The 15,725-nt window shown below is 43.3% G+C and carries 18 protein-coding genes; 12 read left to right on the plus strand and 6 right to left on the minus strand.

What is annotated here, in order from left to right:
* The first annotated feature begins 30 nt into the window (after nt 1-30).
* Nucleotides 31-516 carry a GNAT family N-acetyltransferase gene (locus FN831_RS05265; protein WP_142527153.1) on the plus strand — a complete coding sequence of 162 codons (486 nt, stop codon included), beginning with the start codon at nt 31-33 and terminating at the stop codon, nt 514-516.
* Here FN831_RS05265 and FN831_RS05270 read toward each other — a convergent pair.
* Both FN831_RS05270 and FN831_RS05275 read right to left on the minus strand, forming a co-directional pair.
* A complete protein-coding gene (locus FN831_RS05270; protein ID WP_221931274.1) occupies nt 511-1,611 on the minus strand; it encodes an NAD(P)-binding domain-containing protein in 1,101 nt (366 codons plus the stop codon). The two genes, FN831_RS05265 and FN831_RS05270, sit on opposite strands and share 6 nt — an antisense overlap.
* A 44-nt stretch (nt 1,612-1,655) precedes the next feature.
* Complete coding sequence (locus tag FN831_RS05275) at nt 1,656-2,225, minus strand: Crp/Fnr family transcriptional regulator (protein WP_142527155.1); 570 nt, start codon at nt 2,223-2,225, stop codon at nt 1,656-1,658.
* 301 nt (nt 2,226-2,526) lie between these two features.
* Between FN831_RS05275 and FN831_RS05280 the strand changes: the two genes are divergently transcribed.
* From FN831_RS05280 to FN831_RS05315, 8 genes are all read left to right on the plus strand, one after another.
* The gene (locus FN831_RS05280; RefSeq protein WP_142527156.1) at nt 2,527-3,321 is read left to right on the plus strand and encodes a siderophore-interacting protein; all 795 of its coding nucleotides are present in this window, start codon (nt 2,527-2,529) and stop codon (nt 3,319-3,321) included.
* 95 nt (nt 3,322-3,416) lie between these two features.
* Entirely contained in the window at nt 3,417-4,322 is a 906-nt protein-coding gene (locus FN831_RS05285; protein ID WP_142527157.1) for an SDR family oxidoreductase, read from the plus strand.
* 5 nt (nt 4,323-4,327) lie between these two features.
* Nucleotides 4,328-5,248 (plus strand): helix-turn-helix domain-containing protein, encoded by a 921-nt coding sequence (locus tag FN831_RS05290; protein WP_142527158.1) that lies wholly within the window; start codon nt 4,328-4,330, stop codon nt 5,246-5,248.
* Nucleotides 5,249-5,326: 78 nt separating this feature from the next.
* A complete protein-coding gene (locus FN831_RS05295; protein ID WP_142527159.1) occupies nt 5,327-5,770 on the plus strand; it encodes a hypothetical protein in 444 nt (147 codons plus the stop codon).
* A gap of 36 nt (nt 5,771-5,806) precedes the next feature.
* Complete coding sequence (locus FN831_RS05300; protein ID WP_142527160.1) at nt 5,807-6,157, plus strand: RagB/SusD family nutrient uptake outer membrane protein; 351 nt, start codon at nt 5,807-5,809, stop codon at nt 6,155-6,157.
* 17 nt (nt 6,158-6,174) lie between these two features.
* Nucleotides 6,175-7,434, plus strand: coding sequence for a RagB/SusD family nutrient uptake outer membrane protein (locus FN831_RS05305; RefSeq protein WP_246101349.1), 1,260 nt, complete (start codon nt 6,175-6,177; stop codon nt 7,432-7,434).
* A gap of 358 nt (nt 7,435-7,792) precedes the next feature.
* Nucleotides 7,793-8,602 (plus strand): helix-turn-helix domain-containing protein, encoded by an 810-nt coding sequence (locus FN831_RS05310; RefSeq protein WP_221931275.1) that lies wholly within the window; start codon nt 7,793-7,795, stop codon nt 8,600-8,602.
* 77 nt (nt 8,603-8,679) lie between these two features.
* Complete coding sequence (locus FN831_RS05315) at nt 8,680-9,732, plus strand: alpha/beta hydrolase (protein ID WP_142527163.1); 1,053 nt, start codon at nt 8,680-8,682, stop codon at nt 9,730-9,732.
* Nucleotides 9,733-9,754: 22 nt separating this feature from the next.
* Here FN831_RS05315 and FN831_RS05320 read toward each other — a convergent pair whose 3' ends face one another.
* A complete protein-coding gene (locus tag FN831_RS05320; protein ID WP_142527164.1) occupies nt 9,755-10,285 on the minus strand; it encodes a GNAT family N-acetyltransferase in 531 nt (176 codons plus the stop codon).
* Nucleotides 10,286-10,357: 72 nt separating this feature from the next.
* Here FN831_RS05320 and FN831_RS05325 point away from each other — a divergent pair, with 72 nt between their 5' ends.
* Entirely contained in the window at nt 10,358-11,266 is a 909-nt protein-coding gene (locus FN831_RS05325) for a LysR family transcriptional regulator (protein ID WP_142527165.1), read from the plus strand.
* Nucleotides 11,267-11,353: 87 nt separating this feature from the next.
* Nucleotides 11,354-12,439, plus strand: a complete 1,086-nt coding sequence (locus FN831_RS05330; RefSeq protein ID WP_142527166.1) for an alpha/beta hydrolase — start codon at nt 11,354-11,356, stop codon at nt 12,437-12,439.
* A gap of 279 nt (nt 12,440-12,718) precedes the next feature.
* Here FN831_RS05330 and FN831_RS05340 read toward each other — a convergent pair whose 3' ends face one another.
* The gene (locus FN831_RS05340; protein WP_142527167.1) at nt 12,719-13,225 is read right to left on the minus strand and encodes a cupin domain-containing protein; all 507 of its coding nucleotides are present in this window, start codon (nt 13,223-13,225) and stop codon (nt 12,719-12,721) included.
* A gap of 69 nt (nt 13,226-13,294) precedes the next feature.
* The gene (locus FN831_RS05345) at nt 13,295-13,816 is read right to left on the minus strand and encodes a cupin domain-containing protein (protein WP_142527168.1); all 522 of its coding nucleotides are present in this window, start codon (nt 13,814-13,816) and stop codon (nt 13,295-13,297) included.
* 398 nt (nt 13,817-14,214) lie between these two features.
* Between FN831_RS05345 and FN831_RS05350 the strand changes: the two genes are divergently transcribed.
* Nucleotides 14,215-14,799: a Crp/Fnr family transcriptional regulator gene (locus tag FN831_RS05350; protein WP_142527169.1), complete on the plus strand. Its 585-nt coding sequence runs from the start codon at nt 14,215-14,217 to the stop codon at nt 14,797-14,799.
* Between the two features lie 165 nt (nt 14,800-14,964).
* On the opposite strand, the gene FN831_RS05355 is transcribed toward FN831_RS05350, so the two are convergent.
* Complete coding sequence (locus tag FN831_RS05355) at nt 14,965-15,702, minus strand: SDR family oxidoreductase (RefSeq protein ID WP_142527170.1); 738 nt, start codon at nt 15,700-15,702, stop codon at nt 14,965-14,967.
* Nucleotides 15,703-15,725 lie beyond the last annotated feature (23 nt).

Consider the following 15,725-nt stretch of genomic DNA (forward strand, 5'->3'; position numbering starts at 1 on the left):
TCTTTACAAATACTAATTATCAAAATAAATATGTCAGTTACCTTAAGAAGTATAAAAAAAGAAGATAATGAAGAACTGGCGCGTATTATCCGCGCATCACTGGTAGAGTTTGATGTGCCTAAGATCGGTACCGTATATTCTGACCCTGATACCGATAGGCTTTTCCAATTGTTTGAAGAGACGCCCGGCAGTTGCTACTTTGTAGCTGAAGAAGATGGCGTATTAATCGGTGGTTGCGGCATATTTCCAACGGCGGGATTGCCTTCAGGTTATGCAGAACTCGTAAAACTATATCTTACCAACGCTACGCGCGGCAGAGGCATCGGTAAAATGATGATGGATAAATGTTATGAAGCCGCAAAGGAAATGGGTTACACGCATTTGTACCTGGAATCATTCCCCCAGCTGGCCAAAGCGGTAAGCCTTTATGAAAAGGCAGGCTTTAAAGCCCTGGATGGTGCTTTGGGAAATTCAGGTCACTTTGCATGTACGATCTGGATGGTGAAGGAGTTATAATCCAAGATGAGCAATCAGCTCTGTGGCGGCGGCTCTTCCTGCTCTGTTGGCACCGATGGTTGAGGCTGAAGGGCCATAACCTACCAGATGAACCCGTGGATCTTTCATCACTTGTGTGGCTAATCTTCCTCCCATGAGAATTCCATCGTTGTCTTCACGAAGCATTAAAGGTGCCAGGTGATCCAAGCCGCTGCGAAAGCCTGTGCACCATAAAATAACATCGGCGGCAATGTGACGGCCATCAGCCCATCGCACTCCGTCTGAAGTAATTTCGCTGAACATCGGCTGGCGCTGGAGCACGCCCCGGGCTTTCATCTGCTCAATTGCAGGAGTAAGAGGAAGGCCAGTGACTGATACGATTGATCCGGGTGGAAGCCCTTGTCTTACACGGTCCTCTACTTTTTGTACGGCGGCCCGTCCGTATTCTTCCAGCCATGGTCCTTCACGGAAGTTGGGCTCACTGCGCGTTACCCAGGTCGTTGTGGTCAACCTGGAAATTTCATCAAGCAGCTGGATCGCAGATATACCCCCGCCTACAATGATCACATGTTTGCCCAGAAAGTCCTGAGCAGTTTGATAATCTTTAGTATGTAGCTGGATGCCTTTAAAGAACTCTGATCCGGGGTAATGAGGAATATACGGAGCCTCCCAGCTGCCGGTTGCATTGATAATGCCTCTTGCAGAAAACAGTCCGTGATCGGTCTCTATGCGAAACCGGTCAGCCTGGTTGCAGACAAGATTGGTTTTGACCGGCCGGTATACATGAAAATCAAATTTCTTTTCATACGCTGTGAAGTAATGCGGAACGGCAGTACTTGCTTTTACTTCCGAAGCAGGAATGTCCAGGGTACTGGAGAAGGAGAGGCCAGGCAAATCGTGTATACCATTTACAGTGCTGAGCGTGAGCGATGGCCACCTGTATTGCCAGGCTCCTCCGGGTTGTGGCGACTGGTCTACAATCACAAATTGACGACCTTCAGTAAGTCCATGCTGCTTTAGATAATAAGCAGATGAAAGCCCGGCCTGGCCTGCTCCAATCACAATAATATCAGTTTTAAATATTAACTCTGCTGCGGTATTTTTTGATTCAGGCATTTTTTTATCGTTTTGGCTGAGATCCAACATATAATCCAACTCGGTCAAACTTTTGATTTGATCCTGCTTAGCGCTTCCTGCGAAATGTTCAGGTAATTTGCTACAAGCTTATTAGACAGGCGAAGGATCACTTCCGGATTCTCCTGAAGCAGCAACTTATAACGTTGTGATGCATCAAGTGTAATAAACCTTTGCAGGCGGTTGGTATTGGTCACATATGCACCTTCTAAATATTTTCTATAAAAGTTTTCCCAGGCCGGAATTGTTTCTACAAGATGATAGAAATCTTTCCGGCTGATAAAAAGTAACTCTGAATCCACAATAGCCTGCGTACTTTCCACAAGGGTTTCGCCGGTGACGAAGGATACCAAACAGGTAGAGAACCTTTTTTCAAACGCAAACCTGCGGGTTACTTCGGCTCCGTCAGGTTTTAAGAAATAGATGCGCAGATATCCCTTCACCACAAAGTACATCCGCTTTACCGGATCCCCTTCTATTTCTATCAACTCTTTCTTTTTAGCAGACAATGGCCTAAAGCAGGAGAGGACCAACTTTAGATCATCCTCACTAATGCTAACGCAGGAGGTTACATAGTCACTTAGCTGGTTATACATTAAAATACTTTTACTTAACATCTTTATGACATGCTGAGATACTAAGATAGCGCTTTGAGATGTCTTCAAGTTTAAGAGGGATCAAATTTCTGGTTTATAAAATGTAAAGATCGCCACTAACATCGTCATCCCGCCGCCGAATAAACGCCGAAGAATACCGAAAAGAGATCTAAGCTCATTGCATAATAATCAAACGCTATCAATATTACCAGCCAGGAAGTTCCCGGTAGGTTCAGGCTTCAAGCCTGAATATTTGATCTCGATCAATGTTTTCAAAAATATAGCCAGCGACCTTTACTTCATGGAAACAACAAGATTTAAAAGACAAGCGCTTTATTTAAAAACCACAGTCAGTGCTGTAAAGGATGTTTCACCACATCTGCGCTGCATCAGCCTTCAAAATGATCTTTTCAAAAGTATCGGCCCCATAAATCCGGGCGCTCACTTCAAATTATTTATTCCCAAAGATGCATCTGCGGCGGCTATTCAACCAGATATGTCCTCCGGCAGGGCCATCTGGCCTGATATGATCAGCAAACCTGTTGCCCGTACTTATACAGTGAGGCGAATAAATCGTGACTCGGGAACGCTGGATGTTGAATTCGTTATGCACGGTGACAATGGGCCTGCGTCGGCCTGGGCAAATCGCGCTGTAACAGGTAACGAGTTGGGCATCGCGATTAAAACCGGGAAATCATTTTTCTGGTCAGACTGGTATTTATTAGCCGGTGATGAAACAGCTTTACCTGCCATTGCATCCATGCTTGAAGCTATGCCAGCGGATAAGCATGGGGTCGCTCTGCTGGAAGTTGGCAGCGTTGCTGATATCTTAAATATCAGGAGCATGAGCAATATAACGCTACGCTGGTTTAGCAGGGATGGTAATCCCGCAGAGAAGAGCGAACTGCTATGGAATGCAATGAAGAGCATCAAACTTCCGGATCCTGCGTTAGGGTCCCGCTGTGTCTGGATCGCAGGTGAAAACAGTATGGTTACACAGTTGCGAAAATACGCTGCAGAACAGTTGAGGTTATCCCGGGAGGAACTGCGCGCAACAGCTTACTGGACAGCCGGTTTAAGCGAGGACATCCGGTAAGTCTAAAATATAACCTTTGGCTACGAAATGGCACCATTAGGCTAAATCGCTCTGAGCCCGCATACTGAACTTTGTCTCAACAAATAATTAGAATTATGAAAATCATTTTAACAGGTTCTATCAGCAATGTTGGTAAACCACTTACACAAGGCTTAGTAAATAGCGGACATGAAGTAACTGTAATCAGCAGCAAAGCTGAAAGACGGGAAGAGATTGAAGCACTGGGTGCCAGCGCAGCCATTGGCGAGATGGAGGATGGAGCATTTCTTGCTGAAATTTTTGAAGGTGCTGACGTTGTCTATCTCATGGAAACACTGGACGCCGCAGGTGACATGTTTGACCGGAATGTGGACTTTATCGGAACCATTAACAGAATTGGCAATAGCTACAAGAAAGCAGTAGAAAGAGCTGGTATCAGGAACATCGTTCATTTAAGCAGTATTGGTGCACATATGAATAGAGGGAATGGTATTCTGATATTCCATCATAATGTAGAAAATATCTTAAAAGAGCTCCCTGCTGATGTCATCATTAAAACTGTTCGTCCGGTAGGATTTTATAACAACATGCTTTCTTTTGTAAGGAACATCAAATCAAAAGGCGCTATTATTTCAAATTACGGCGGCGACCAGAAAGAACCCTGGGCTTCGCCGAAAGATATTGCTGTAGCGATCGCAGATGCCATCGGGACACCATTTGAAAACCGGACAGTGACTTATGTAGCCAGTGACGAATTTTCTCCGAATGAGGCAGCGAAGGCACTTGGCGAGGCTATTGGGAAACCTGATCTGCAATGGTCTGTGATATCAGATGATCAGTTACGTAACACATGGTTAGGTATAGGCTTTAATCCCCAAATCGCAGATGGTTTCGTCGAAATGCAACACAGCCAGGGCACTGGAGAATTGTACGAAGACTATTACCGCAACAAACCCCGGCTTGGTAAAGTAAAGTTAGAGGATTTTGCTAAAGACTTTGCAGCAGCATACAAACAGGAATAATAACGATGAAGGACATCCAAAGGGTTAAAACGATCTCGGAGTTTCATCGTACCCGCAACCTCCCCGCACCAGAACATCCGCTGATCAGCGTCGTTAATTATGCTGAAGTTCATATGCTGCCAGAATATCAGGGTAAAAGCTGGGTGTTTGATTTTTACTTTATTTCTATGAAAAGAAATATAGGTGCGATGATCAAATACGGGCAGCAGGAGTATGATTTTGATGAAGGTATCATGTTTTTTATCGCACCCGGGCAGGTGTTCAGTGTTGAAAGAGATCCGAATGAGCCCGCTGATAAAGCGGGCTGGATGTTATTGATACATCCGGATTTCCTATGGAACACGGCGCTTGCCAAATCAATCAGGCAGTGCGATTTTTTTGGCTATGCCATCAATGAGGCGCTTTTCGTATCAAAAAAGGAGGAGGATTTTATGCAGGGGGTCCTCGAAAATATCAGGCACGAATACCATGCGAATATTGATGCCTACAGCCAGAATATCATTATTTCTCAACTGGAAACGCTCCTCAATTACTCGGAGCGTTTTTATAACCGGCAATTTATTACACGAAAAAAGGCAAACCATAAAGTGCTGAGCAAGATAGAGGAGTTGTTATCCTCTTATTTTGATAGCGATGACCTGATTACAAATGGTCTTCCTACGGTGAATTATCTCGCAGATGAGCTAAATATTTCTCCGAAATATATGACCAGGTTATTAAAGGTATTGACCGGGTTGAGCGCTCAGCAGCATATCCATGAAAAACTGATCGAAAAAGCAAAAGAAAAATTAAGTGGCTCGGACCTATCAATCAGTGAGATTGCGTACGAACTGGGCTTTGAGCACCCTCAGTCGTTCAGCAAACTTTTTAAAAAGGAAACCAATCTTTCCCCGTTGAAATTCAGGCAGTCATTCAAAAAGAACTGATCAAATGGTGATCAAAAATTAAATTGATATGGAACCAATTTTGGTTTAAACCTTACAGCAGGATACAAAGGTTTTGATTTGTCAGTGCTGTTTTCAGGACTTGGCGGATATACCGTGCAAATGGGCTCTTATCAGGCCTATGCTTATTATAATGGCGGAAATATCCAGCAATGGCAATATGATAATGCCTGGACGCCCGAAAATCCGGATCGGAATGCATCCTATCCCAGGATCACTAACCTGAGCCAGGGCAGTTCCAATGTTCAGACTAATTCCTACTGGAACAGATCAGGAACATTCGTCAGATTAAAAAATGTTCAGGTAGGATATACACTGCCTTCTGCGCTTACCAAAAGAATAAACCTTGAAAAAGTAAGAATCTTTGCCGGCGGCCAGAATCTGATCACCATCAACGACTTTTACAAAGGATGGGACCCAGAAAATAGTCAGAGCTCAGGAGATTCCCCCAATTTTTACCCGCTTACTGCTATTTACACTTTCGGTATTAACGTGAAACTTTAATCGAAGACAACTTATCACTCATCAAAGAAAAATCACATGAAAAATCATCCTACATTTAAGTTCATCATTATCCTGTTCATCTGTGTTCTGGGTACAACCACAGGGTGCAAAAAAAACCTCCTGGATACCCAACCGTTGTCTACGATTTCTGATGCTACCTTCTGGAATACTGCAAAAGATGCAACACTCGCATTGAATGGTGTTTATGACAGTGGTTCTGGCTATACAGGATATAATTTTTGGGCAGGTACTTCAATGGTCAACCTGGACTTAATGGCGGGCAACGGATCTGAAAAAGAATCTATTCCTGATCACTTTACCGATGGTAGCTCAATTCAGCTTATTCTTTTGTCGGGTCATATTACTCACAGGCCTATGTTCAGATAGGGCGGTGCAATAACTTTTTGGATCATATTGGTACCGTGGTAATGGATGAGGCACAGAAGAATGTGATGATCGCTGAAGTGAAGACCATCAGGGCTTACAACTATTTTAATCTTTCGCTTTATTTCGGAGATGTCCCACTGGTGTTGCACCTCCTTACGGTAGACCAGGCTAATTCAGTGTCCCGAAACCCAAAGTCAGAAGTTTGGGGGTTTTGTGAAACTGAGCTGAAATCTGCGGCGGCAGCACTTCCGGTTTCTGTATCCGGTGACCGCCTGGGCCATATGACCTCCGCGTCGGCACTTGCCATTCTGGGACGTTTGCAGCTGGCTGAAAAGAAATGGACGGATGCAGCACAGAGTTATAAAACTATCATTGATTATGGTTACTATTCAATAGATCCCAGATACCGTGAGCTCTTCCTGAATGCCGGGGAAAGCAGCAGAGAAATCACTATGTCGATGCAATATATCCGGGATACCTATAATCATGCATTACTTCAGTACCTCACTCCGGAAACCTGGGGTGGATGGCACCAATATTCGCCGTTTAATGAACTTGTTGAAACTTATGAATGCACTGATGGAAAGACAATTTCAGAATCCCCCTTGTTTGATAGAAGTAATCCGTATCATAACAGAGACCCGCGGCTCGACTTTAATATCATGATCTCTGATCGCAGCACGTTCAGAGGGGCAGTATATTCAGCAAAGCCAGGTACAAACCTGCCAGACAGATTAAATCAGTATCCGGGAGTTTGGAGCGGCTATGCCATCTATAAATTCCTGGAAGATGATCCTGCCGTAGCAAGCACCAATAATGATGGCAATAATTTTCCGCTCATCAGGTATGCCGAAGTGCTGCTTGGGTACCTTGAAGCAAGGCTAGAAAGCGGCGCAGGTATTGATCAGGGACTTTTAGACGCAACGGTTAATAAAGTGAGAGGAAGAAGTGCGGTTCATATGCCCCCTGTAACCACAACTGATGTTGCTGCCCTCAGAACAATTGTACGAAGAGAGCGCAGGGTAGAATTTGCCTTTGAAGGTATCAGATACTTTGACTGTTTAAGATGGGGTATTATTAGCTCAGAAAATAATCAGCAGTTTACCGGAATGAAACTTACCAATGATCCATCCGGTTACAGAGATTATCCTGTGAATGCCAATGGATATTTTATCTATAAGAAGCGTCAATTTGTAACGGGGCGAAATGAACTTTGGCCTATACCCCAAGCTGAAAGAGACCTTAACAAAAACCTGACGCAAAATCCTGGATATTGATCTCTTAAAGATCAATATCACGCTGATATACTGCCTGGCCGCCAGGTGTTATCGCTGATGAAAATGTAGAACCTATTAATTTTCAGCATGATATGCAGTTCTCAGATAAAGTAGTGGCTAATTTTGGAGATACTATCTTGGGTCCCCCGGCTACACGTCCATAAATCTGCATTTATCAGTATCGTTTTTACTGAAGGGGCTAAGAAAGCTGTAAAATATCTTCGACCTTTTTTTTAAGGATTGATTTTTATATATTCAGGTGATGATTCCCGTATTTGAACTAAAAAAATTTTATCAGGTCCATGATCAGGAACCGGATCTGTTGCAGCCAGCTGCAGGACATTTTAATATTTTCAGAATGGAAGATCTCACCGGATCTGAGGATAAACCGGTGAGCTACAGCCGGCGCGATTTCTTTAAGATAAGCCTCGTCAAAGCCGAGGGTAACATTCATTATGCCGACAGGACTGTGGAGGCCAGGGGGACAGTGCTGGCCTTCACTAATCCAATGATCCCTTTCTTTTGGGAAAGGACAGGCGCGAAACAAACTGGCTTCGTATGTATTTTTACAGAAGCTTTTTTCAACCGGTATGGATCTGTCAGGGATTGTCCGGTGTTCCGGAACAAGGATAATGGTGTAATGCTATTATCGCCAGCTGAGGAGTTTCAGTTCAAAGCGCTATTTGAGAAAATATACAGCGAACTGACAGGCGATTATGAATTCAAATACGACCTGTTGCGAAGCCTTGTTATGGAAGTGATACACACTGCACAAAAGAAATGGCCGCTGCAGGTAAATAAGACCGATCCTTCTAAAGCATCCGAAAGGATTGCAATAAAGTTTAGGGATTTGCTGGAGCAGCAGTTTCCTATTGAATTAAACAGGCGTTCGATCCGCTTACGGTCGGCGAGGGATTTTGCAGGAGCCTTAAATGTTCAGGTGAATCACTTAAATAAGGTGCTGAAAACAATGACCGGGCAAACAACAATGCAACTGATCAATGATCGTGTGATCCAGGAAGCCGGACAGCTGCTCAAAGGCACCACATGGTCAGTTTCAGAGATCGCACGTTGCCTGGGTTTTGAAGAACCTAATCATTTTTCTGCTTTTTTCAAGAGCCGGTCCAAATTTACTCCTAATCAATTCCGCCAGCTAAAAAAAGATTGATTTTTGTATTTATAATCGTCTTTTTTATAACCCTTTTTTTACATGGTCTGCTGATCTTTATTAAAATTACATTGATCATGTGGACATACAACAAAAGCTATTATTATAAAAAAGGTGCGGCTATCCTTTTCGGGATCTTTTTAAGCACTGCCGTTTCATCTCAGGTGAACAAAACTCCCCAACCGCCTCATATAGATCGGCATATTCAATCCTTCTTAGATGCTTCAAAAGGTAAGGCAGTGAAACCTATGGAAAAAATGACCGCAGCTGAGGCCCAGATGGTTCTCTCCGGGGTACAATCCTCTGTAAAAGCTGATCTTTCGGGTGTGAACGTTTTTGAAAAGACAATCACTGAGGATGGCGGGACTGTTAAACTAACAATCGTTAAACCCGGAGACAGCAAAGGCCTTCTGCCAGCTTTCCTTTATTTTCATGGCGGCGGCTGGATGCTGGGAGATTTTCAAACCAGTCAGCGCCTGGTTAGGGACCTGGTTGTCTTTTCAGGGGTTGCTGCTGTATTTGTTAACTATGCCCTTTCTCCTGAAGCACAATACCCGGTAGCCATTAATCAGGCTTATTCGGCAACCAAATGGATTGCTGAACATGGTTCTGAAGTGGGCATAGATGGAAAACGCCTGGCTGTTGCCGGTAACAGTTCTGGAGGCAATATGGCAACGGTTGTAGCTTTAATGGCAAAAGCTAAAAAAGGCCCGGAACTGAAATTACAGGTTTTGATGTGGCCTATTACAGACGCTGATTTTGGAACAGGATCGTACAGGCAATTTGCTGCAAACCCAATTCTCACTAGAAATGTGATGATCTGGTTTTGGAATAACTATTTGCCCGATGCTAAAAAACGTGGCGGCAAATATGTATCACCACTACGTGCTAAAACAGAAGAGCTCAGGGGACTTCCCCCGGCGCTAATTCTAACTGCTGAAAACGATGTGCTGCGTGATGAGGGCGAAGCTTATGCCAGGAAGCTGGATGAAGCCGGTGTGGATGTGATCGCTACAAGGTACAATGGAATGGTGCATGACTGGGCGCTTTTAAATCCATTCAGCCAAATTCCTTCAGCCCAGTCTGCCATTTTTCAGGCTGCATCTGAATTGAAAAAAGCGTTACAATAATTGCAGGCGAAAAGGAAATCTATCATTGCTGAAAGGGTTTCCTTTTCTTCATCATGATATCTGTCTGCTCATCATCTCCCAGATAAAAAACATGTTTATCAAACTCCTCAAAACCATTTCTGGTGTAGAAACGGATCGCCCGTTCATTATGTTCCCATACTCCAAGCCAGAGATATTCCGCGTTAAATTCTATAGCAATTTTTACAGCCCACTCATAGAGTGCCTGGCCCACACTCTGACCATAATAAGCTTTAAGAATATAGATCCGCTCAATTTCAAGGCCAGATGCGTCCTTTAAATCGGTTTGCGCTTCACCAGTATTCAGTTTGAGATAACCTACAACTTCAGCGTTCAGCAACGCGAAATAGAACTGGGACGATTGGTTTCCAACTTCTCTGTTTAATCTGTCTTCCGAAAAGCTGCTTTCCAGGTATTGTCGCATATTTTCTTCACTGTTCAACTCCGCAAAAGCTTCAATAAAGGTATCTCTGCTAATTTTTTGCAGTTGCTCTATATCTGAGGATGTTACGCGTACTATATTTAAATTTTCCATAGTGCAAATTTACAAGATCGATAAATGCAATAAAATGCTAATTTATCATGAACTGATGCATATATTGCATTAATGGATCTTCAGCAGATTAAATATTTTTTGACGCTTGCGCATGAGTTGCATTTCTGGAATACGGCAGAAAAGATAAATATTTCGCAATCTGCATTGACCCGTCAGATACAGGCACTGGAAACTGAGCTTGGTGTGCAACTGTTTGATCGAAACAAAAGAAATGTCAGGCTAACCCCCGCTGGTAAATTTCTGCAGGAAAAGTGGGAGGTGGAGCTTAACAAGTTGGAATTCATTCACCAGTTTGCCCGGCAGATACATTCAGGTGAAAACGGAGCGATCCGAATAGCGCACCCGGATTCGATTTCTGCATCATTGATGCCGGAACTGCTGAGTTATATTTCCTCGGCATTGCCGCAGTTACAAATCGAGCTGGTGCAGGTGCGTGACGAAGACCGGCAGGATTCTCTCAGAAATTATAAGATAGATCTGGCCATAACAAGGGATATTAATAGTGCTGAAGATATCCGGTCAAAAAAGATATACACGGATAGTCTTTCAGTCGTTGTACCCGAAGGCCATTCCTTTCAAAGCATAGAAGATATTTTAAAGGAAAGGCTGAACACCCAAAAGTTTATCCTGCCTGTAAAGGATGAGGGGAGTAGCTATAGTGATATTATCCAACAATTTTTTCGCTTTTATGATATGATACCAGATGTTCATTTTAGTTCTCAATATGGTTTGGCAATTATTGCTTTGGTACGAAAAGGTTTGGGTATAGCTATATTACCCGACTCTTATAAATATCATGAAATCCCGGGCGTACGGTTTATCGGGGTACCGTTCAAAACGGCCCTGTACCTCAACTGGCGAATTGATGATCATAATCCTATCATATCCAATGTTTTGAAATTGCTGCTGGACAAATTTGCAGAACAGGATGATGAATATATAAATAACATTCCAGCATAAATGGCAATTTGAAACTCTTAACATAGGTTAAGTACGATGCTGCCGGGAAGATGATAGATTTGGTTTATAATCTACAAATTCCAAACTATGAAAAATTTAGAGAGAATCTTTTTATTAGTGCTGATCTCCTTCCTTCATTCTCCTGTCATACAGGCAAAAGCACCGATATTGACTTCGCATACTTATACCTCTAAACGCATTACCACACATTACTGGGAAGCCGGGCCAGCCAACGGCCCATTAATGATCTTTGTGCACGGCTGGCCGGAGATCGGATTAGCCTGGCGGGCACAAATGGAAGCCTTAGCTTCCGAAGGGTGGCGGTGTATTGCTCCTGACCTGCGGGGTTTTGGCAATTCATCGGTGCCCACAGCAAAAGGAGCTTACGCTATAAAAGAAATCGTTAATGACATGGTAGAGCTCCACAGCCACTTGGGGGGGCAACGCGCTATCTGGGTTGGACACGATTGGGGAAGCCCTGTAGTTTCATCGCTTGTAGCGCATTACCCTAAGATGAGCAGGGGCGTGGTACTGGTCTCTGTACCCTATTTGCCGAATGGCTGGGCATTACTGAACTTGATACCCTTCGTTGACAGGAAGCTTTATCCGGCCAGTAAATACCCTGACGGGCAATGGGATTACTGGCGTTTTTACCTCACCCATTTTGATCAGGCCGTTAGCGATATGGATACTGATGTTCCCGCAACATTGGCATCTATCTTTACGAAGGGTAACCCTTCATCAGTTGGAAAATTGTCGCCCTCAGCCATGGTAACTGCCAAGGGCGGGCGCTATGGAGCGGCACACCGCGCACCAGCTGCAAAGCCTGATCCCGCTTTATGGCCTGGAGCTGATTTTGATGTGCTGGTTGCAGCGTTCAGGAAAACGGGATTTCGTCCATGCGACTCCTATTATCTGAACGATGCCGCGAATATATCCTTTGCCAAAACCGCTATCAATGGCGGAAAACTAAGCCTGCCGGTTTTATATATTAACGATGTGTATGAACCATTTTCAAATATAAATGTGAGTAAAATTGGAGATCCCATGCGAAAGGCTTGTCCGGACCTTACCGTGACCGACCAGCCATCAGGACACTGGGTAACCCTTGAACGTAAAGCCGAACTGACGAGGTCCATACGCTCATGGATAAAATTGAAACACCTGAAATAAGATTACCTGTCCTCATATATCAAACTTAGAGGCATGGGCAATGTAGTTCTCGTTGGCCATTCCTGGTGTGGGTTCGTGATCACCCAAGCTGGAAACGATCCTAAAGTTATAGGGCTCGTTTATGTTACACTAGCAAAAAAACACCTGGCCGGACTCTAATTCAGGCCTTGAAAATAAATCCGGTTATGAAGGAACCCCAAAGTTGGACAAAAACGTTGGGGTTCACTTTATTAACAGACAGCTTCTTAAATGAAGAATTTTGATGTTCTCTTTGATTATTTATTTGTGATCGAGAAAGTTTGGCGGATACAGCACTTGTCCGTGCTTTTGTGCAATGGACCCTAAACTTTTGACTGATTCCGGGTCCATTGGTGGCGGTGGAAGAAACTCGCCAGCAGCTACGGGTTCTCCTATTTCTTCGAAGAACTCCTCAAGTCCGGCGGGCACTACTGTACAAAGCAATTGAGCTACCTTATCGCTGACATTTTTAAAATAATGTACTATTCCTCCTTCCGGCACTAATACGAAAGATCCCTTCTTTGCTGTATAGGTACCCGCCTCGGAGTGAACTTCTACTTCGCCATCAACAATATAGAAAGATTCGTAAAAATCAGCATGGGAATGAGGCCCCGGGCCGTTTTGTGGCGGTACCAGCATCTCGATAGTGGAAAAAGCGCCGTTGGTTTGCTTGCCTGAAACAAGTATCCTGTAATTACCGCCTACTACTGATAATATTTTCCCGCCCTTTGGATCTACTGTAATAGGGGGCTGTTTTGAAGTATCCATATGATTTTAGTTTTTAATGTTATAAAATTAAAACGTTTCATTATAATAAATAATTGGCTAATGCTATTTTCAAACGACCTGACTGCAATATTCTTCTATTAATTTGTTCAGATGCCCTTTTTTAATAGCGGCCCTGGCAAAGAATTTAAATATTGGCTCAGCAATTTTCTGAAAGCCTACCATTCTGGAATTGCTTAAGTAAACGAACAACACCAAATCGGAAAAGTTTTTAGGTGTTCCCGCATTTGTGGCAAGTCCATCGTTCGCAAGTCCTTTTAAAATAAACAGCGCATTTTCGAAGTTTTTATTTCCTGGATCAACGGTTGTAGTCACTATACATTCTTCGTTAGAAACATTATGATAATAATGATTTTCACCCGGATTTATGGTGGCCAGATCTCCCTGCTTTAAATGGAGGATGTCTTTACCTTTGCCTACTTCCAGGGTTCCTTTTAAGACCGCAAATGTCTCTGAGAATAAAGTATGGAAATGCCAGGGAGTTCTCTCTCCCGGAAGAATATTAAGCTCAATTGTACTGTTTTTATTACTGTCAACTGAACTCATCAGCTTTATATATCCGCGTGTTTTCATGGCGCTTTTAAATTAGGTTTCATTGCAGAAGCAACTGAGTAAGAAATTTTGTTTTTCATAATCATTGTATTAAGTATTATATAGTGACACAAAATTATCATCGTAGAAGCTATGGTTAATGCACCTCGGTTAATAAATCAGATCCTTTTAAAAATCCTTTTACGTAAGCGTATACCCACTTTCCTCAATAAAAGTTTTTTCCTACCATATGCAAATTTTTAAGCTTAAAGATGCAGTGGCAAACATGGAGTGTAAAAGTTATTTTTGGTAACTTTATGCTGCAAAAGAACATGAGCATGGAGCTTCTAAATATACGTTTAGTCTCAGGAGATGTTTATTGATTGCAACCGTTAGGTAATAAGCAGATTTAATATAAAAATCATCAAAAGAATACCAGGATGAACAATCTTCATGACATTTTTATCAACAAGATCGGTTTAACTGAAAGTCACTTTCAGCATTTTACAGAAATAATGGACGTTAGCATCATACGCAGGAAAGAGATGCTGATCTCACCTGGTGTTGTCTGCAACTTCATGGCCTTCATCAATTCAGGCTTGATGCGCTCCTTTGTGATCAGAGGGGATTACGAGCGCAATACAGATTTTTATTTTGAGAAGTATTTTGTGGGCGCCTACGCAAGTTTTCTTACGCAGACACCAACACAAAGCTATTTTGAGGCGATGACCGACTGTGAAGTATTTTGCATTAACCGCCAGCAATATGAGGAACTGATCAGTGCCGACGCTGAATGGCTGCGATTGGGCAAGTATATCGCGGAATTTATCATGATTCGTAAATGCAGGCGGGAAATGTCCTTTCTTAAGCAAACCGCTGCGGAACGTATGAGAGATATGCTCATTCAGTATCCCGGAATTGAACAGGTCATTCCTCAGTATCATATTGCATCATATTTAGGCATTAAACCCGAATCTCTGAGCAGGATCAAACTGCTGGATGCCTTAAATCACAGGCATTCATGATTAACAGAATCACTTAAGCCCTTCAAGTCGTAAGTTTCCTATTATAGCGGCACGCTGATTATAGTCAGACTAAGTTCATTCCTGAAAATACTTCTCTTGCCTCAATAAGTTAGCTGCCTGATGTTGTAAAACTTATCTCAACTGAGGCAAACTCAGTTTTGATATTTACCAGGGGCAGTTTGCCGGTTCAGGAAAATATTCCTCGCTGAAGAACTGACCGGTAGGGCCGTCACGACCGATCAGCGCAAATTTGGCGATACGCTGGCCTGCCTGTTCAGGGCTGCTCGTTCCCTGCTGCCTGGTAAAATCTGTCTGCGTATGTCCCGGGCAGACGGCATTCACTTTAAAATTTGTATCGCGAAGCTCATAAGCGAGATTCACTGTATACATGTTTAATGCCGATTTAGAAGACTGGTAGGCGACATACCTTTTCGGGTAACTGTTCCCGTAAAGATCTGCTGCCAAGGTAAGCGACGCCATAGCTGTAGTTACATTCACGATCCTTGGTTCAGCCGCTCCCCTGAGCAGATCAATGAAAGCCTCAGTAACCCGAACTACACCAAAAACGTTTGTATCAAAGACTGTCAGGTAATCCTCAGGCAGTGTTGTTAAGGCTGATTGTTCATAAATGCCTGATATACCGGCATTATTTACTAATACATCCAGACAGCCCGTCTTTTCACCAATGATCCTCCGCGCCTGGTCTACTGATCGCTGATCGGTCACGTCGAGTAAAATGTCTTCAATGTTGTTTAAGCCAGCGGTCTTTAGTCGCTGAACTGCAGCCTGTCCGTTCTCAGCGGAACGGCATCCCAAATAAACAAAAAATCCCTGCTGCGCTAATATTTTTGCTGTTTCAAAGCCAATACCTTTGTTGGCTCCTGTTACCAATGCTGTTTTCATATCCATATCAATTTGATGAAGGC

The organism is Pedobacter westerhofensis, from assembly GCF_900182595.1.
GTDB lineage: Bacteria > Bacteroidota > Bacteroidia > Sphingobacteriales > Sphingobacteriaceae > Pedobacter > Pedobacter westerhofensis.